16 protein-coding genes are annotated in these 15,415 nt (G+C 67.7%); 10 read left to right on the top strand and 6 right to left on the bottom strand.

The window, feature by feature from the left end:
• Positions 1 to 43: 43 nt before the first annotated feature.
• Entirely contained in the window at positions 44 to 1,225 is a 1,182-nt protein-coding gene (locus E5F05_RS09280) for a pyridoxal phosphate-dependent aminotransferase (RefSeq protein ID WP_129118353.1), read from the top strand.
• A 62-nt stretch (positions 1,226 to 1,287) separates the two neighbouring features.
• On the opposite strand, the gene E5F05_RS09275 is transcribed toward E5F05_RS09280, so the two are convergent.
• A protein-coding gene (locus tag E5F05_RS09275; protein WP_146719925.1) for an IS5 family transposase occupies positions 1,288 to 2,147 on the bottom strand; the annotation gives its coding sequence in 2 pieces (ribosomal slippage) (positions 1,288 to 1,790 and positions 1,790 to 2,147; 861 coding nt in all).
• 405 nt (positions 2,148 to 2,552) lie between these two features.
• Here E5F05_RS09275 and E5F05_RS09270 point away from each other — a divergent pair.
• A complete protein-coding gene (locus E5F05_RS09270; RefSeq protein ID WP_129120549.1) occupies positions 2,553 to 2,861 on the top strand; it encodes an IS1 family transposase in 309 nt (102 codons plus the stop codon).
• Positions 2,862 to 2,953: 92 nt separating this feature from the next.
• Positions 2,954 to 3,274 (top strand): IS1 family transposase, encoded by a 321-nt coding sequence (locus E5F05_RS09265; RefSeq protein WP_129120550.1) that lies wholly within the window; start codon positions 2,954 to 2,956, stop codon positions 3,272 to 3,274.
• A 169-nt stretch (positions 3,275 to 3,443) separates the two neighbouring features.
• Here the strand turns inward: E5F05_RS09265 and E5F05_RS09260 are convergent, their stop codons facing one another.
• The 4 genes from E5F05_RS09260 to E5F05_RS09245 all read right to left on the bottom strand — a co-directional run bounded on the left by E5F05_RS09260 (position 3,444) and on the right by E5F05_RS09245 (position 6,265).
• Entirely contained in the window at positions 3,444 to 3,866 is a 423-nt protein-coding gene (locus E5F05_RS09260; RefSeq protein WP_129118349.1) for a hypothetical protein, read from the bottom strand.
• A 24-nt stretch (positions 3,867 to 3,890) separates the two neighbouring features.
• Positions 3,891 to 4,220 (bottom strand): RbsD/FucU family protein, encoded by a 330-nt coding sequence (locus tag E5F05_RS09255; RefSeq protein ID WP_129118348.1) that lies wholly within the window; start codon positions 4,218 to 4,220, stop codon positions 3,891 to 3,893.
• Positions 4,217 to 4,408 carry a hypothetical protein gene (locus tag E5F05_RS09250; RefSeq protein WP_129118347.1) on the bottom strand — a complete coding sequence of 64 codons (192 nt, stop codon included), beginning with the start codon at positions 4,406 to 4,408 and terminating at the stop codon, positions 4,217 to 4,219. Before E5F05_RS09250 ends, E5F05_RS09255 begins: the two co-directional genes overlap by 4 nt.
• 216 nt (positions 4,409 to 4,624) lie before the next feature.
• Positions 4,625 to 6,265: an HD domain-containing phosphohydrolase gene (locus tag E5F05_RS09245; RefSeq protein WP_129118346.1), complete on the bottom strand. Its 1,641-nt coding sequence runs from the start codon at positions 6,263 to 6,265 to the stop codon at positions 4,625 to 4,627.
• Between the two features lie 417 nt (positions 6,266 to 6,682).
• Here E5F05_RS09245 and E5F05_RS09240 point away from each other — a divergent pair, with 417 nt between their 5' ends.
• Complete coding sequence (locus E5F05_RS09240; protein WP_129118345.1) at positions 6,683 to 7,609, top strand: hypothetical protein; 927 nt, start codon at positions 6,683 to 6,685, stop codon at positions 7,607 to 7,609.
• Between the two features lie 16 nt (positions 7,610 to 7,625).
• The gene (locus E5F05_RS09235) at positions 7,626 to 8,621 is read left to right on the top strand and encodes a phosphotransferase family protein (RefSeq protein ID WP_129118344.1); all 996 of its coding nucleotides are present in this window, start codon (positions 7,626 to 7,628) and stop codon (positions 8,619 to 8,621) included.
• Positions 8,622 to 8,677: 56 nt separating this feature from the next.
• Here E5F05_RS09235 and E5F05_RS09230 read toward each other — a convergent pair whose 3' ends face one another.
• Positions 8,678 to 9,004 carry a hypothetical protein gene (locus E5F05_RS09230; protein WP_129118343.1) on the bottom strand — a complete coding sequence of 109 codons (327 nt, stop codon included), beginning with the start codon at positions 9,002 to 9,004 and terminating at the stop codon, positions 8,678 to 8,680.
• Between the two features lie 213 nt (positions 9,005 to 9,217).
• On the opposite strand from E5F05_RS09230, the gene fdhF reads away from it, so the two are divergent.
• From fdhF to E5F05_RS21325, 5 genes are all read left to right on the top strand, one after another.
• Positions 9,218 to 12,217: a formate dehydrogenase subunit alpha gene (fdhF, locus tag E5F05_RS09225; protein WP_241687107.1), complete on the top strand. Its 3,000-nt coding sequence runs from the start codon at positions 9,218 to 9,220 to the stop codon at positions 12,215 to 12,217.
• Positions 12,217 to 12,717 carry a helical membrane plugin domain-containing protein gene (locus E5F05_RS09220; RefSeq protein WP_129118341.1) on the top strand — a complete coding sequence of 167 codons (501 nt, stop codon included), beginning with the start codon at positions 12,217 to 12,219 and terminating at the stop codon, positions 12,715 to 12,717. Before fdhF ends, E5F05_RS09220 begins: the two co-directional genes overlap by 1 nt.
• Positions 12,718 to 12,720: 3 nt before the next feature.
• The gene (fdhD, locus tag E5F05_RS09215) at positions 12,721 to 13,557 is read left to right on the top strand and encodes a formate dehydrogenase accessory sulfurtransferase FdhD (protein WP_277750514.1); all 837 of its coding nucleotides are present in this window, start codon (positions 12,721 to 12,723) and stop codon (positions 13,555 to 13,557) included.
• 130 nt (positions 13,558 to 13,687) lie between these two features.
• Positions 13,688 to 15,088: an L-lactate MFS transporter gene (locus E5F05_RS09210; RefSeq protein ID WP_129118340.1), complete on the top strand. Its 1,401-nt coding sequence runs from the start codon at positions 13,688 to 13,690 to the stop codon at positions 15,086 to 15,088.
• 3 nt (positions 15,089 to 15,091) lie between these two features.
• Positions 15,092 to 15,256: an MFS transporter small subunit gene (locus E5F05_RS21325; RefSeq protein WP_164973415.1), complete on the top strand. Its 165-nt coding sequence runs from the start codon at positions 15,092 to 15,094 to the stop codon at positions 15,254 to 15,256.
• Positions 15,257 to 15,415: the final 159 nt, after the last annotated feature.

The following is a 15,415-nucleotide window of genomic DNA, read 5'->3' as shown; positions in this document are numbered from 1 at the left end:
CCCACCCCCACCCCTCCCCCATCCCCCGCTGTACCCTCGCCCTATGAGCGCCCCCTCCACCCCCTCCCCTTTCCGGCTCTCCGAGCGTGCGCTGAGTCTCAAGCCCTCCGCGACGGTGGCGGTCACGTCCCGCGCGCTGGAACTGCGGCGGGCGGGCGTGGACGTGATCTCGATGAGCGTGGGCGAACCCGACTTCGACACGCCGCCGCATATCAAGGCCGCCGCCACCCGCGCCATCGAGGCCGGGAAGACCAAGTACACCTCTGTGAACGGCCTGCCCGAGTTGCGCGAGGCGATCAGCGCGAAGTTCGAGCGCGAGAACGGCCTCCTGTACGCGCCGGATGCCGTGACGGTCACCAGCGGCGGCAAGCAGGCCCTCTTCAACGCCTTTTTCGCGCTGCTCAACCCCGGCGACGAGGTGCTGATCCCGGCGCCGTACTGGGTGAGCTATCCGGAGATGGTGGCGCTGACGGGGGCGGTGCCGGTGCCGGTGCCGACCATGCCGGAGTCGGGCTTTCAACTCGACCCCGGCGAACTGGAGGCGCGCGTCACGCCCCGCACCCGCATGATCGTGCTGAACAGCCCCGGCAACCCGACCGGCGCGGTCTTCCCGCCCGAGGTGCTGGAGGCGGTGGCGGAGATCGCGCAGCGTCACAACCTGGTGATCGTGACCGACGAGATGTATGAGCATCTGGTGTACGACGCCGAACAGGTCAGCATCGGGCGGTACGCGCCGGACCACACGCTGACGGTCAACGGGGCCAGCAAGGCCTACGCGATGACCGGCTGGCGCATCGGGTACGCGGGCGGGCCGCAGGGGGTGATCGCGGCGATGAACGCCCTGCAATCCCAGAGCACCAGCAACGCGAGCAGCGTCAGCCAGTACGCGGCGCTGGCCGCGCTGACGCAGCACGAGGAGACGGCCAGCTTCATCGAAGAGGCCCGCCGCGCCTACCGCGAGCGCCGTGACCGGATCGTGGCGGGGCTGAACGCCCTGGGTCTGCCCACGCCCACGCCCCAGGGCGCCTTCTACGTGATGGCCGACACGGGCCGCCTCCACCCCGACGAACTGGAAGCCGCCCGCCGCCTCCTCGACGAGGCCCGGGTCGCGGTCGTGCCGGGCACCGACTTTGCCGCGCCCGGTCAGGTGCGTCTGAGCTACGCCATCAGTCTGGAGAACATCGAGGAGGTGCTGCGGCGCATCCGCGCGGTGCTCAGCGCCTGAAGACCAGTCGGCGCAGGGGTGACGGGCTCCTGGTGCGGCCTAGGGTCTGTCTGGCTGAAGAATCAAAGCCAAAGAAGGATGCAAGCGAGGTGGACACCGGCTAAAAACTGGTGTCCACGCTTCTCGTACCGGGTGGCAATCGCCCGAAAATCCTTGAGGCGATTGATCCCCCGTTCGACGACCTGGCGGCCTTTGTAGGCTTCTGCGTCAAATTTTGGGGGGCGTCCCCCCCGCTTGCCCTTCCGCAGCCGGGCCTTGCGCGCATCCTGGCGCTCGGGACAGACACACCTGATCTTGCGTGCCCGCAAAGCACGCCGGTATTTCCTCGCCCCATACGCCCGATCCATCCGAAGGGTCGGGGGACGCTTGCGCGGGCGTCCCGGACCGGGACGCCCCACCCGCACGGCCTCCAGAAGCGGCACGAGGTAGGTCGGGTCGCTCGCCTGCCCAGCAGAGATCAGCACACTGAGGGGCCGACACTTCCCATCCATCAGGACGTGGATTTTGGTGGTGCGTCCCCCACGACTGATCCCGAGCCACTCGTCTTCGAGCGCCCCCTTTTTTCCAGCTTGGCTGGCTCTTTTCGTGCGCCCATCGCGCTGCGATGGGCTTTGACGTGCGTGCTGTCCACCGCCGCGCCTTCCCAATCAATCTTTCCCTCAGCATCCGCTTTCAGGTGCAGGGCGGCCAGAATCTCGGCCCAGACCCCGCTGCGCGACCAGCGGGTGAAGCGGTCATGACACGTCTTCCACGACCCATACCGCTCGGGAATGTCTCGCCACGTTGCCCCGGTCTTCTGACGCCAAAGAATGCCGTTCAGCACCGGCTTATGGTCCTTGTAGGCGTGTCCCTTCTTGGGGTTTTTGGGGAGCAGTGGGGCCAGAATGGCCCACTGCTGCTCCGTCAAATCTGTCCGTCCCATCTCCCTATCCTGCCAACTTCAGCCAGACAGACCCTAGTTGCAAAGCTTCCCCGACGACTTCACCTGCATGGGACCGGAGACGGAAGGGGCAGGGTCACCGCAAAGGTGCCGAGTCCGCACAGGCCCGGTTGAAGCCCTCTGCTGCGCCGCTCTGCGAGTCCGGCCACGCCCCTCAAAAAAACGCTTGCTGTGAAATGCGGGGCGGGCGGGTCAGGCCATCAGGAGCATTTTTCTCGTCTGGAATGAGGGCGAGCTTCGCGCGCCACCCCTCTCCCGCAAGGGGAGAGGGAGAAAAAAGCCCATCCCAGACAGCAAGTTTCTATTGTACATCAAGCGTTCAAGGGGAGGCAACAGCTTGAGCTTCCTGGTCGTGGCTTTCAGCGGAGGACGGGGGTTCAATGAAGTATGAACGACCCGGTCTGCCCCAGGTGCCATGGCGTTCACATCGTCAAAAATGGGCAGGCCCACACGGGGAAACAGCGCTACCTGTGTCGTGAATGCCGGTACCAGTTCACCCCTGACGCCACCTGGCACCGCATTTCGCCTGAAAAAGAGGCTGAAGTAGACCGCCTGCTGACCGAACGCCTCTCCCATCGCGGCATCTGTCGGGTTGCCGGGGTCAGTCGTTGCTGGTTCCGTCTTCACCTCAAAAAGCTTAAAAAGACCGTTTTGCACAGCATTCCTGAAGAACAACCCCAAGCAAAAAAAGCCTGAGCATTCCAGCACCAGCCTCGCTGGTGCTGGAATGCGATGAGTGATGCACCTTCGTCGGACGCCAAGACCGACGGCTGTGGATCTGGCTGGCCATGGACCGAGCTTCCCGACGGATCGTCGGCTGCTTTTTCGGGCAGCGTGACGCAACAGGTGCTTTTGGCCTCTGGCAGAGCCTCCCCACACCCTACCTGGATGCGGTCTGTCCTACAGACCGCTTGTCGGCCTACAAAGGGGTGGTCTTCGGAGGACTGCATCGGATTGGCGGAACTCAGCACATCGAGCGCTTCAATGCCACCCTCCGTGCCAAATTGCCCTTCCTGGTCCGCAAAAGTCTCTCGTTCTGCCGTCAGCAGGCCAACCTCGAACTCATCGTCTGGCTCTTCCTCCACCGCGACAACGCGTCATTACCCTGAAACCACTACCAGCTTCCTAAGGGCAAACGGCGTCCCTGGCTCCCCTTGAGGGGAGCTGTCAGCGAAGCTGACTGAGGGGTTGAACCGGGCAGGGCTTCCAAAAACCGGACTTCGCGGTTGCCCTGACGGAAGGGGCGATCCAGACTTCCCCCGGCGCCTGCGGTGAGGCTTACGCACCGAGCCGACGGGCCAGGTCAGCGATGCTGGCGTCGCTGGCGATCCAGAACTTGCCGAAGCCCTGCCGTTCGATGCCGACATGGTGGATCGTGAAGGGCGGTGTGGCCTGGCCGAGAAAGGCGGCGGCCGGGGGCTTCCGGCCCACCTCCCGGTCCCGGTACTTCGGATTGGCGAAGTACACGCAGACAAGGTCGTCCCCCAACCAGAAGTCGGTGCGCAGCAGCACGTCGGCGAGTAGGTGATATCGCAGCGGCAGCCCGTGGTCCTCGCGCAGGCGGACCTGAATGTCGAGTTCGCGCATCGCGCTGTAGTAGAACTTCCCCAGCCGCCACTGCACGGCGCGGCCGAGCCTCACCCTTTCCGGCCGCTCCGCCATGTAGAAGCCGATGTCCTCCAGAAGCGGGCGCAGGAACATCTCGCGGGCCGCGCCCCCCCGGAGCTAGCCGCTGAACGCCTGCCAGGTCGGGACAGCCTGATGCTGCTCGATGTAGAGGTGGAACAGATGCTGGTACGCGAAGGGGGGACCGGCGTCCTCGACCTCGGGCCGCTGTTCCCCGGTCCGCACGTCTCCCAGCGCGTGTGCCGATCTCGCGCGGACCTCCTGCATCTCATCTCTCGTGATGCGGCCCAGATAAGCGTGCTCGAAGCCGTGGACGAGGGCGTGAACCTCCTGGTAGCCGGGCCGGTTCAACCAGCGGTCGTAGGCCCTGAGGGCAGGAGGTCCGCCGCGCTCCAGCAGGTCCTGGCGGCACTCCTCGAAGGTCGTCACCCGGCCTCCTGAGCGAAGATGCCGTGCAGCCTGTCGTAGCTTCGGCGCTGCTCCCCGGTGGGGGCGTGACGCACTGGGTTCCACTTGCCCTCGTTCCAGGCATCGCAGAGGGTCTGAAGGTTCTGGTCGGCGTGCGGGTCCATGCCGGGTGCGGCGCGGAGGCGGTTCCCTATAGCACGGGATCGCATGACATACGGGCTGCACAACGTCGAGGACCTGGCGTGCGAATTCCCGGCCACTACGGGCCTGAATGGACCGGACTGTCCTGGGCGAGCAGTTCTGCCTGCTTCAGCGCCAATGCGATGGCTGCCCACGATCAGCGCGTGCATGGCCCGGCCAGCTTGCACCGCATTTCCCTTACAGGCCGACGCCTTTGCCAACGGTAGCTCGCTCCCTGGCATGTCCTAGCCCTGGTCATCCCAGGCAGTGGGGACCGGCTCGTTCGCTTCCAGAAACGCCCGGACGACCCGCGGATCAAACTGGCGTCCCGCCTGGGCCGCGATCTCCGCCCGCGCCTCTTCCGGTGTCCACGCCGCCTTGTAGGGCCGCTCGCTCGTGAGCGCGTCGTACACGTCGCACACTGTAAAGATGCGGGCCAGCAGCGGAATCTCCTCCCCCGCCAGACGCGACGGATACCCGGTGCCGTCCCAACGCTCGTGGTGCGACCGGATCACGTCCAGCGCCCCGGGCGAGAGCTGCGGGATGTGGGCGGCGATGGAGGCGCCAGCGGCCGCGTGTCCCTGCATGATGCGCCACTCGTCCGGGTCGAGCGGACCAGGTTTGAGCAGGATGCGGTCGGGAATTGAGAGCTTGCCGATGTCGTGGAGGTAGGCCCCCTGCCGGAGTTCGTCGAGGGCCAGCGGGTCCAGACCGAGGGCGCGGCCTAACCGGACGCTGGCGTCGACGACGCGCTGGGTGTGTCCGTAGGATTCGAGGTCGCGGACTTCGAGGGCGACGCCGAGCCCGAGCAGACCGCCTTCGAGGGTTCGCCGCAGGGCCTGGGTCTTTTCACGCAGTTCCAGCGCGTGGGCGAGGCGCAACGCGGCGAGTTCGAGGACATGCTGCGCCCGCACCGGCAGGGCCTTGTGCCCCGTGAGCTGCCCCATCCCCAGCAGGCCGAGGGGCTGACCGCTGATCTCGACCGGCGCGACCATGGCGCTCTGGACCTTCATCAGGGTCCAGATGCCGGTGGCCTCCGGGTCGTTGGGCGCGTCCACGCTGATCACCGTGCAGTGTTCCCGGAGGGCGCGCTCCGCCAGGCCGCTGATGTGAATCGGAAGCTTTATCCCCTCCTGGGGCAACGGCACCGCCGGATCGTAGTCCAGGGAGTACGCCGTGATGTCGTGACCCTCCACCCTGTAGTAGGCGGCGGCCTCGAAATGCAGCAACTTGCGCGCCATGGGCAGCCCACGGCGGATGATGACCTCGGGGTCCTCCAACTGGGCCAACCGCAGCGCGAACTCGAACAGCCCGCGTTCCTCGCCCAGCGTCTGGGCCGAAACCTCACCGGTCCCCTTGTCCAGGTAGACCTCGTGGTCCACCTCATTCAGGGCGTGCCTGAACCCCTCGGGGCTGTGCAGGGGCGCGAGCCCGAAGACGAAGGTGGGCTGCCCGGCAAAGGCCGACGGCAGCCTCCCCTGAAGGCGGCTCAGGGCCTGGTCGACGACCTGGAACTCGCTCTCGGGCACGAAGGCGAGGAACTCGTCGCCGCTCCAGCGCGCCAGCAGGCTGCCCGGCGGCAGTGCTGTGCTCAAGGCCCGGGCCACCTCGCGCAGGAGCCGGTCGCCCGCCTTCCAGCCCTGCTGCACGTTGAGCAGCTTGAGGCGGTTGACGGCGACGAGGGCGAGGGTCCCCGAACGCCGGGAGCGGCCCAGGCTCTGCTCGAAGCCCTCACGGCTAAGCAGGCGGGTCAGGCGATCATGCCGCTCCTGCTGGTGCCGGGCACGCACCGCGAGCAGCGCGCCCCCCGCCACGCTCCAGGCCAGCAGCCGCGCCCACCCGGAGGAGGTGGGACGAGTTGCCCGCCACACCTTAAAAAGGGACATGCTGGCAGTGTAGACCCTGAAGAGGTTGACCGGCCGGTCCCCCCCACCAGGCGGTGGTTTAAGGAGTCTGCCATGAAGGGCTCTCCCGCAGGTCGTGGGGTCAGGCGAGCAGAACGCCGCGCCGGAGCAACTCTGGAGTCGTCGGGCGCCGACAGGAAAAATGGCACGAAGATCGATGCCGTTGCGAAAGGGCACTCAGGGTCAGGCTGTCCTCAAGGGTGGAGTCCGGGCCTTGCTCGCCTCACCGCCTCGTCACTTCACCGCGCTCGTTCGCCAACTCTGCCTTGACCCTCTGGCCGCCCTCCGCCTCCTGCGCTCTGAACCCGGTTGAGCTCAAAGCCTGCTCAAGGACAGCGTGGGGAACGCGGCGTATTGTCAACGCATGACATCTGGGGCCTGTCCATGAGTGGAGGCGGGATGGGGGACCTCAACGAATGCGGGGCGCGGCGGCTGTACGAGGTGAGCCGGGATCACTACGCGCCCGCGCTCGTCGCCTTCGCGGTCCGGTGGCTCGACGACCTCGCCGCGCAGCCGGACAGCGTGGCCCTCTGCCTGGGCCGGGACGGGATTGCTCCCTTCGTGGCGGCGCGCCGACTCCTGCGGCTGGCTTCCCCACGCTTCCGCGCCGTCCATCCGTGGCGGGTGCAGCTCGCCTACCTCTCAAGGCCACTGGCGGCGGGAGCCACCGCGCAGGCCGAGCAGGCTGCCCTCCTCGACCGCTATCTCCGTGCGCTGGGCGCGGAGAGAGGCAGGCCGCTGGTGCTGGTGGACGTGGGCGTTCACGGCAGCATCCAGGACTGCTTGCAGCAGGTCTATCCTGGGCGAGAGGTGCGCGGCCATTACCTCGTCCTGCGGCGGCGGGCCGGGGACCGCAACGGGGAGCGCAAGTGGGGCTTCCTGGCCGACCTGGACGTGATTCCCCGCCCGGAACGTGACCATCCGCCGTCCTGGCCGCCCCCGCCCGGCTGGGACCTGGGGGGCGTGCTGCGCCGCGGCGATCCCCTCTTCTTGCAGCGGCGCAGCATTCACCTGCTGGAAGACCTCTGGAACGGGGTGGGCGCGGTGGCGCAGACCTTTCGCGTCTCGCGGGGAGACGGGCGGGTCGGGGTGGTGCGCGGTCAGCCGTGCGAGGGGCCGGACCTTCCCCCGGTGTTGCCGATCCCCCAGGCGGACTGGCGGCGGCTCAAGCGGGCCGCCCTCTGGGGTGTGGCCGACGGGGTAGCGCGGGGCCGCCGGTTGGACGGTGCCGCACCCGGCCTGGCGGCGTGGTTCCGGGAACTGGCGACGCCCACGCCGGTAGACGCCTACCTCACGGACGCACTGGTCCGCCGGGACCGGCACTGAAAGGAGGACCGGCCGCATGGGCAGACGCCACGGCGATACCGCCGCCGACCGGGCCATCCCGCACCTGGGCCGCCTCACCGTCCCTGCCGAGGCCGAGCGGTGCCTGAATGCCGCGCTGAGCGAACAGGGCCATCCCTGGCTGACGGACGGCGCGGGGCCACTTCGGGTTCAGGCCGTCACGGTGCTGCGCGAACACGCGGGCAGCCGCTGGACATTGCGTTACGCGGTACGCCGGGGCGAGGAGGAGCGGACCCTGATCGGCAAGGTCTATTCACGGGACCGCAGCGATGTCCTGACCCTCCTCACCTCGCTGCGTGCCGGGGGGCTGGGTCCCGGCCAGCCGATGCAGGTCCCGGCCCCGGTCGCATACCTGCCCGGATTGCGCCTTCTGTTGGTGGAGGAAGCTCCGGGCATCCCGGCCCGGACGTCCTTGCGTCGGGGTGATACCGGGGTGCTGGAGAGGACGGCGGGTTGGCTGGCGGCCTTCCACGCGGCGGCAGTTCCCCCGCCCACCAGCGCGCAGCCAAGTGACCCCCTCGACAAGGCGCGGCGCTGGGCAAAGGCGCTGGGTGAGCATGCCCCTCATCTGAAGGGAGAAGCCCGTCACCTGCTCGCCGCGCTCATGGAGCGGGAACCGCGGCCCGGTCCGCCCCACCTCGTCCACGGGGACTTCAGCGTGTCCCACGTATATGTCTCGGAGGGAACGACCACCGTGATCGACTGGGACTCGTGGGAAGTCGGGGACATCGCGGAGGACGCGGGCCGCCTGTACGCCTCGCTGCAACACCTCGCGGCCCGCCGTCCCGAACGCTATGGGGGCGCCGCCGAGACGTTCGCGGGCTTCTACCGGGCGGCAGTCCCGGCGGCATGGGAGAGCCTCCCCTTCTACGCCGCGCTGTCCTGCCTGCGGACCGCGAAGCGGCTGACGGCGAAGGGGGTGCCGCACCGGATCGGTTACGCCCGGACGCTGCTCACCGCCGGGCTGAGTTCCCTGACTGCCGCAGGCGGGTGAGGCTCAGGCGGGCGCTATTCCGGCCAGCCTGCATAGGCCGCAGCAGCCAGTGGGCATCAGCGGGCCTTGTCGGCCCCCGTGGAGTCCTCGTCCGTCCCGGTGCCCCGATCCGCGAAGAGGCTGCGGTCGTCGGCGGGGGTGAGGCTGGCGCCGGTGCGGGGGTCCGTGCCGGTCCCGTAAGCGTCGGAGGCAGGTTCCGGATTATGGTTCTCGGAGGTGGACCGGGTGCCGCCCAGCATGTTCTGCATATCCGCCCCAAAGGGCCCGTCTCCCTCGTCCGCGTGCTGCTCGACGGCGTCCTGGGCGGGAGATTCAGGTGATTTCAGCGCGCCGCCGGTGCCCTGGCCCTGCCCAGCAGCAGTCTTCTCGTCTTCCCTTGTCATATGACCTCCAGACGGGGCGGGTCCCGCCCTCCCGGCCCACTTTCGACTTGGAGGCGGTGGCGGGAATGTTCCCTGGATCGCTAACAGCTAAACGCTAAATAAACGATGGACAAATCTTTAAACAAAGAATGCACAGTTCAGAGGGGCGGAACCTCATGGCCGAGCTATAGTCGCAGGACCGACACGACATCTGCCGGAACATGGGAGGGCCTTTTGCGACCGACTGATTTTGAAGTGCAGGTGAACGGCGTCCCGCAGCCTGCCGTACCCGGCGAGCCGCTGATAGAGGTGCTGAACCGCGCCGGGCTGGAACTGCCCCAGGTCTGTTATCACCCGCAGCTCGGCCCGATCCAGACCTGCGACACCTGTCTGGTCACCGTGAATGGGGAAATCGTCCGCGCCTGCGGCACCCCTGTCACCGCTGGCATGAGCGTGCAGACCGAGACGCTGGCGGCCCGCGAGTCCCGGGTCACGGCGTTCGACAAGCTGCTGGGCAACCACCTGCTGTACTGCACGGTCTGCGACAACAACAACGGCAACTGCGTGGTTCACAACACGACGGCGCTGCTGAAGGTCGAACACCAGTTCACCCCCTACCACCCCAAGCCCTACCCGAAAGACGAGTCCAACCCCTTCTACCGCTACGATCCCGACCAGTGCATCCTGTGTGGGCGCTGCGTGGAAGCCTGCCAGAACCTCCAGGTCAACGAAACGCTGACCATCAACTGGGAAGACCCGCACCCGCGCGTGTTGTGGGACGGCGGTCGGCCCATCAACGAGTCGAGCTGTGTAAGTTGCGGTCACTGCGTGACGGTCTGCCCGTGTAATGCCCTGATGGAGAAGACGATGCTGGGCGAGGCGGGGCTGATGACCGACCTGCCGCTGCCGATGTTCCACTCGGCGGTGGACCTGGTCAAGGCCGCCGAACCCAGCATCGGATACGGCCCGATCCTGCAAATCTCCGACACCGAGGCGGCGATGCGCGAGGGGAGCATCAAGCGCACCAAGACAGTGTGTACCTACTGCGGCGTGGGCTGCTCCTTCGAGGTGTGGACCAAGGAGCGGTACATCCTCAAAATCGAGCCGACGCACGGCCCGGCCAACGGTGTCAGCACCTGCATCAAGGGCAAGTTTGGCTGGGACTACGTGAATAGCGACAAACGCCTGACCACCCCGCTGATCCGCGAGGGGGACCGCTTCCGTGAGGCAAGCTGGGAGGAAGCCACCGCGCTGATCGCCCGCCGCTTCAGTGAAATCAAGGCGCAGCACGGCCCCGACGCCCTGGCCTTTATCGCCTCTTCCAAGTGTACGAACGAGGAAGCCTACCTGATGCAGAAGCTGGCGCGGGGGGTGGTCGGCACCAACAACATGGACAACTGCTCGCGCTACTGCCAGAGTCCGGCCACGATGGGCCTATGGCGCACCGTGGGCTACGGCGGCGACAGCGGCTCGATCCACGACCTGGAGAGAGCCGGGCTGGTGATCGGCATCGGCACGAACACCGCCGAATCGCACCCGGTCCTCGCCACCCGGGTCAAGCGGGCGCACAAGCTCCGGGGCCAGCGCCTGATCGTGGCCGACCTGCGCGAACAGGAGATGGCGCAGCGGGCCGACCTGTTCATCCGCCCCAACCCCGGCACCGACTTCGTGTGGGTGACGGCGGTGGCGAAGTACATCCTCGACGAGGGACTGGAGGACCGGGCTTTCCTGGAGAAGTGGGTGAACGGCCTGGACGAGTTCCGCGCCAGCATCGCGCCGTATACCCTCGCCTATGCGGAGGAGGTCACGGGGATCAGCCAGGACGTACTGAAGCGGATTGCCCACGAGATCGTGCAGGCGGACGGCACCTGCATCATGTGGGCGATGGGCGTGACGCAGCAGTGCAGCGGTTCGGAAACGTCCACCGCCATCTCCAACCTGCTGCTGGTCACCGGCAACTACATGCGCCCCGGCGCCGGTTCCTATCCCCTGCGCGGCCACAACAACGTGCAGGGGGCCTCGGACATGGGCGCGATGCCCAACTTCGTCGGTGGCTACCAGAAGGTGGACGATCCAGCGGTGCGGGAGAAGTTCGCGGCGAAGTGGGGCGTGGAGCTGCCGACGAATGCAGGCCTGGACAACCACGAGATGGTCCACGCCATCTACGAGGGCACGCTGCGGGCCATGTACCTCAAGGGCGAGGAGATGGGCATCGTGGACTCCAACGCCAACTACGTGGACGCGGCCTTCGAAAAGCTCGACTTCTTCGTCGTGCAGGACACGTTCTTCTCGTACACGGCCAGCTTCGCGGACGTGGTGCTGCCCGCCAGCCCCTCTCTCGAAAAGGACGGCACCTTCACGAACACCGAGCGGCGCATCCAGCGCCTCTACCGCGCTCTGGAACCGCTGGGCGACAGCAAGCCCGACTGGGAGATCATCCAGCTCGTGGCGAATGCGCTGGGGGCAGGCTGGAACTACCACCACCCCAGCGAGATCATGGAAGAAATCGCCAGCCTGACCCCGCTGTACGCGGGCGTGACCTACGAGCGCCTGGAGGGCTTCAAGTCCCTGCAATGGCCCGTCCTGCCCGACGGCAGCGACACGCCTCTCCTCTTCACCGAGGGCTTCCCCTTTCCCGACGGCAAGGCCCGCCTCTACCCCGCCGAGTTCATCCCGCCTCAGGAGGTGCCGGACGCCGAGTACGACCTGCACTTCAACAATGGGCGGATGCTGGAACACTTCCACGAGGGCAACATGACCTTCAAGTCGCCGGGCATCACCGAGAAGGTGCCGGGGACCTTTGTGGAGGTGTCGCCCGAACTGGCCCGCGAGCGCGGTCTGGAAAGCGGGCGCTACGTGCGGCTGGTGTCGCGGCACGGCGCGGTGCGGCTGCGGGTGCTGGTGACGGACCGCGTGGAGGGCAAGCAGGTCTACATGCCGATGAACACGCCCGAGGCGCGGCAGGCCGTCAACCGCCTGACCGGCAGCCACACCGACCCCAGCACGCACACGCCCGCCTACAAGGACACGGCGGTGCGGATGGAGATTCTGCCGGAGGAGGGTGAAAACCCCTTGCCGCGCGTCAACCCCCGTTACTGGCGCCCCACGCCGCAGCCTGGCGTGGAGGTCGAGCGCAAGTGGCGGCGACCCGACTACCGCTTTCCGGGGGACAATCCCAACCGTGCCCGCATCGCGCGCTACGACACCTCCGAGAGCGTGGGAGGAGACGACTGATGGCGAAGCCTCTGGACTTCGACGTGCTGACGCTGCTCCCCACCCCCGAGGAACGGCTGGCCGAAAGCACCGCCGAGAGCGCGGGCGCGCTGGTGGAGGCGCTGGAACTGCTGCGCGTGCTGCACGAACACAAGGTGCTGCAAACCCTGGTCCGCGTCGTGCAGGGCGGCGAGGGCCTGACCTCCCACGCCCTGGACATCCTGAACGAGCCGGGCAGCGTGCGGGCCGTCCGCAACGCGCTGGAAGCGGTCAAGGTGCTGGGCCGCATCGAGCCGGAAGCGCTGGAAACCGTGACCGGGGCGCTCTCGGACGGCTTGCAGGAGGGCGCCCGCCGGGTCCGTGCCGGTGAACGGGCAGGCCCGGGCGAACTGCTCGCGCTGGTGCGTGACCCCGACGTGGGCCTGGCGCTGGGTGCCCTGGTCGGCGTGCTGCGCGGCTTCGGTCGCGGGCTGCGCGAGCGGGAGGCGCACGGCCATCTCCCCGAAGTTCCCCAGACCTGAATCGTGCCGCCCGACGAAGCTGCCGCCTGCTCTGTCCTGCGGCATGCGCGCGGGACCGTCATCCCCGAAATCGACCTCGTGGCGGTGGAGGAGCCGCTGGAACTCCGGCTGGTGCAGGGGGACGAGGAGCAGTCGGTGGCCGTCACGATGCGGACCCCCGGCGCCGACCGCGACCTGGCGCTGGGGTTCCTGTACGCCGAGGGTGCCATCCGCGAAGCCAGCGACGTGCTGAGCCTGGCCGAATGGCGGCAGGGTGACCTGACCACCCCCAACGTCTTGCGGGTGGAATTGCGTTCCGGCTTTGAGGCGCTGCGGACCCTCTCACGCCACACCTTCACCAGCAGCGCCTGCGGGGTGTGCGGCACGGGCAGCATCGAGCGGCTGGCGCTGCGGGCACGGCCAGCGGTCTGGACCCGGCCACCCCTGGCCCCCGAGGTGGTGTGCGGGTTGCCGGAGCAGCTCCGGGCCAGGCAACCGCTCTTCGCCGCCACCGGCGGGCTGCACGCGGCGGGCCTCTTCACGGCGCAGGGCGAGTGCCTGGCCGTCCGTGAGGACGTGGGCCGTCACAACGCGGTGGACAAGCTGATCGGCTGGGCGTTGGGGCAGGGCCTGCTTCCCCTGTCAGATCATCTGCTGGCCGTCAGCAGTCGGGCGGGGTTCGAGATCGTGCAGAAAGCCGCGCTGGCGGGCCTGCCCGTAGTGTGCGCGGTGTCGGCGCCGACCAGCCTCGCGGTCGAGGTCGCGGGGAGCTTCGGGATCACGCTGGTGGGCTTCGTGCGGGGGGACCGCTTCAATGTGTACAGCTTCCCCGAACGGTTGCGGCTGGAGAACGTCCGTTGATGGCCCCTCGGAAAAAAGGGACTACTCCCCGGCGGGTCCACCCGCCCTGGCCCGCCGCCTTCCCGCTTCTCACCATCCCCTTTCGCATGGGTTCTCCTCCCTGCCCACGCTCAAGCCCAGGAGGTTCCGCATGTCCTTTCTAGATCGTGAGCACAGCGTCGCTCCGCCCGGATTTAACCGTTGGCTGGTGCCGCCTGCCGCGCTGGCCGTCCACCTGTCCATCGGCCAGATCTACGCCTACAGCGTGTTCAACAAGCCGCTTTCCGAGTACGGCGGCTGGAGCCTGCTGGCGCTGGGCGTGATTTTTCAGCTTGCCATCGCGGTGCTGGGGGCCTCGGCGGCCATCTTCGGCAAGTGGGTGGAGCGGGTCGGTCCCCGCCGCACCATGTTCACCGCCGCCTGTTTCTTTGCGGGCGGGTTCCTGGTGGCGGCGCTGGGGGTGGCCACCAAGCAACTGTGGCTGGTGTACCTGGGCAACGGCCTGCTGGGGGGCATCGGCCTGGGGCTGGGGTATATCTCTCCCGTCTCGACCCTGATCAAGTGGTTTCCCGACCGGCCCGGGGTGGCAACCGGCATGGCGATCATGGGCTTCGGCGGCGGCGCCCTGATCGCCTCGCCGCTGTCGGTGACCCTGATGAACCGCTTCGGGGGAGGCGTGCCCGCGAACGGCATCACCGCGACCTTCGTGACGCTGGGGCTGATCTACCTCGTCTTTATGCTGTTCGGCGCCTTCACCATCCGCGTGCCGCGCCCCGGCTGGGCACCCGCGGGCTACACGGCCAGCAACGCCAACGCCCCCGGCCACGGCATGATCACCAACGCCAACGTGACGGTCGATACCGCCATGCGGACGCCGCAGTTCTGGCTGCTGTTCGCGGTGCTGTTCCTGAACGTGACCGCCGGAATCGGCATCCTGGGCCAGGCTTCGGTGATGATCCAGGAGATGTTTCCGGGCGGGCCGAACCACGCGGCGGTCACGGCGGCGGCGGCGGCGGGCTTCGTGGGCCTGCTGAGCCTCTTCAATATGGGCGGACGCTTCCTCTGGTCGTCCCTGTCGGACCGCCTGGGGCGCAAGACCACCTACGCCGTCTTCTTCGCGCTGGGCGCGGTGCTGTACTTCCTGATTCCCATCACCGGTCACCTGGGCAGCGTGGTGCTGTTCGTCCTCTGCGCGGCCATCATCATCAGCATGTACGGCGGCGGCTTCGCCACGGTGCCCGCCTACCTGCGCGACCTGTTCGGCACCCTCAACGTCGGTGCGATTCACGGGCGGCTGCTGCTGGCCTGGTCGGCGGCGGCCATCGTCGGCCCCTACCTCGTCAACGGGCTGCGGCAGTCGCAGATCAATGCTGGCGTCCCCGCCGCCGACGCCTACGACCTGACCATGCACATCATGGTCGGCCTGCTGGTCCTGGGCTTTGTCTGCAACCTGCTGGTGCGGCCCGTTGACCCGCGCTACCACATCCAACCCACAGACGCCTCACTGCCGCCGGACAGCGCCCTGGGTGCCACGCGCCCGTCAGGAGACTGAACCATGACCCAGCCCCGTGTCACGGACGCCGAACCGCCGCAGGAAGTCCCGGTCGCCCGCCTCGTCCTCTTCTGGCTCATCGCTGGGGTGCCGCTCGCGTGGGGCGTGGTACAGACGGTCCTCAAGGCCCTGCCGCTCTTTACTGGAGGGGCAGGCCCGGGCCACTGAGCCGGAACCCGGCAGGCAAGCCTCAGCCCTCCACGCTGAGACTTGCTTTTTTTGGGTAGGCTCGCCCCGGTCAACCCCTCAGGCAACTCCGCTCAGGGGGAGCCAGGAACGCCGTTTGCCCTCTTGTTGCCGCCCCTTGAAGGGAGGTGGCCCGCAGGG

This window comes from Deinococcus metallilatus (assembly GCF_004758605.1).
GTDB lineage: Bacteria > Deinococcota > Deinococci > Deinococcales > Deinococcaceae > Deinococcus > Deinococcus metallilatus.
The sequence above is the reverse complement of the archived record's forward strand: the minus strand, read 5'-3'. Positions and strand labels throughout refer to the sequence as shown.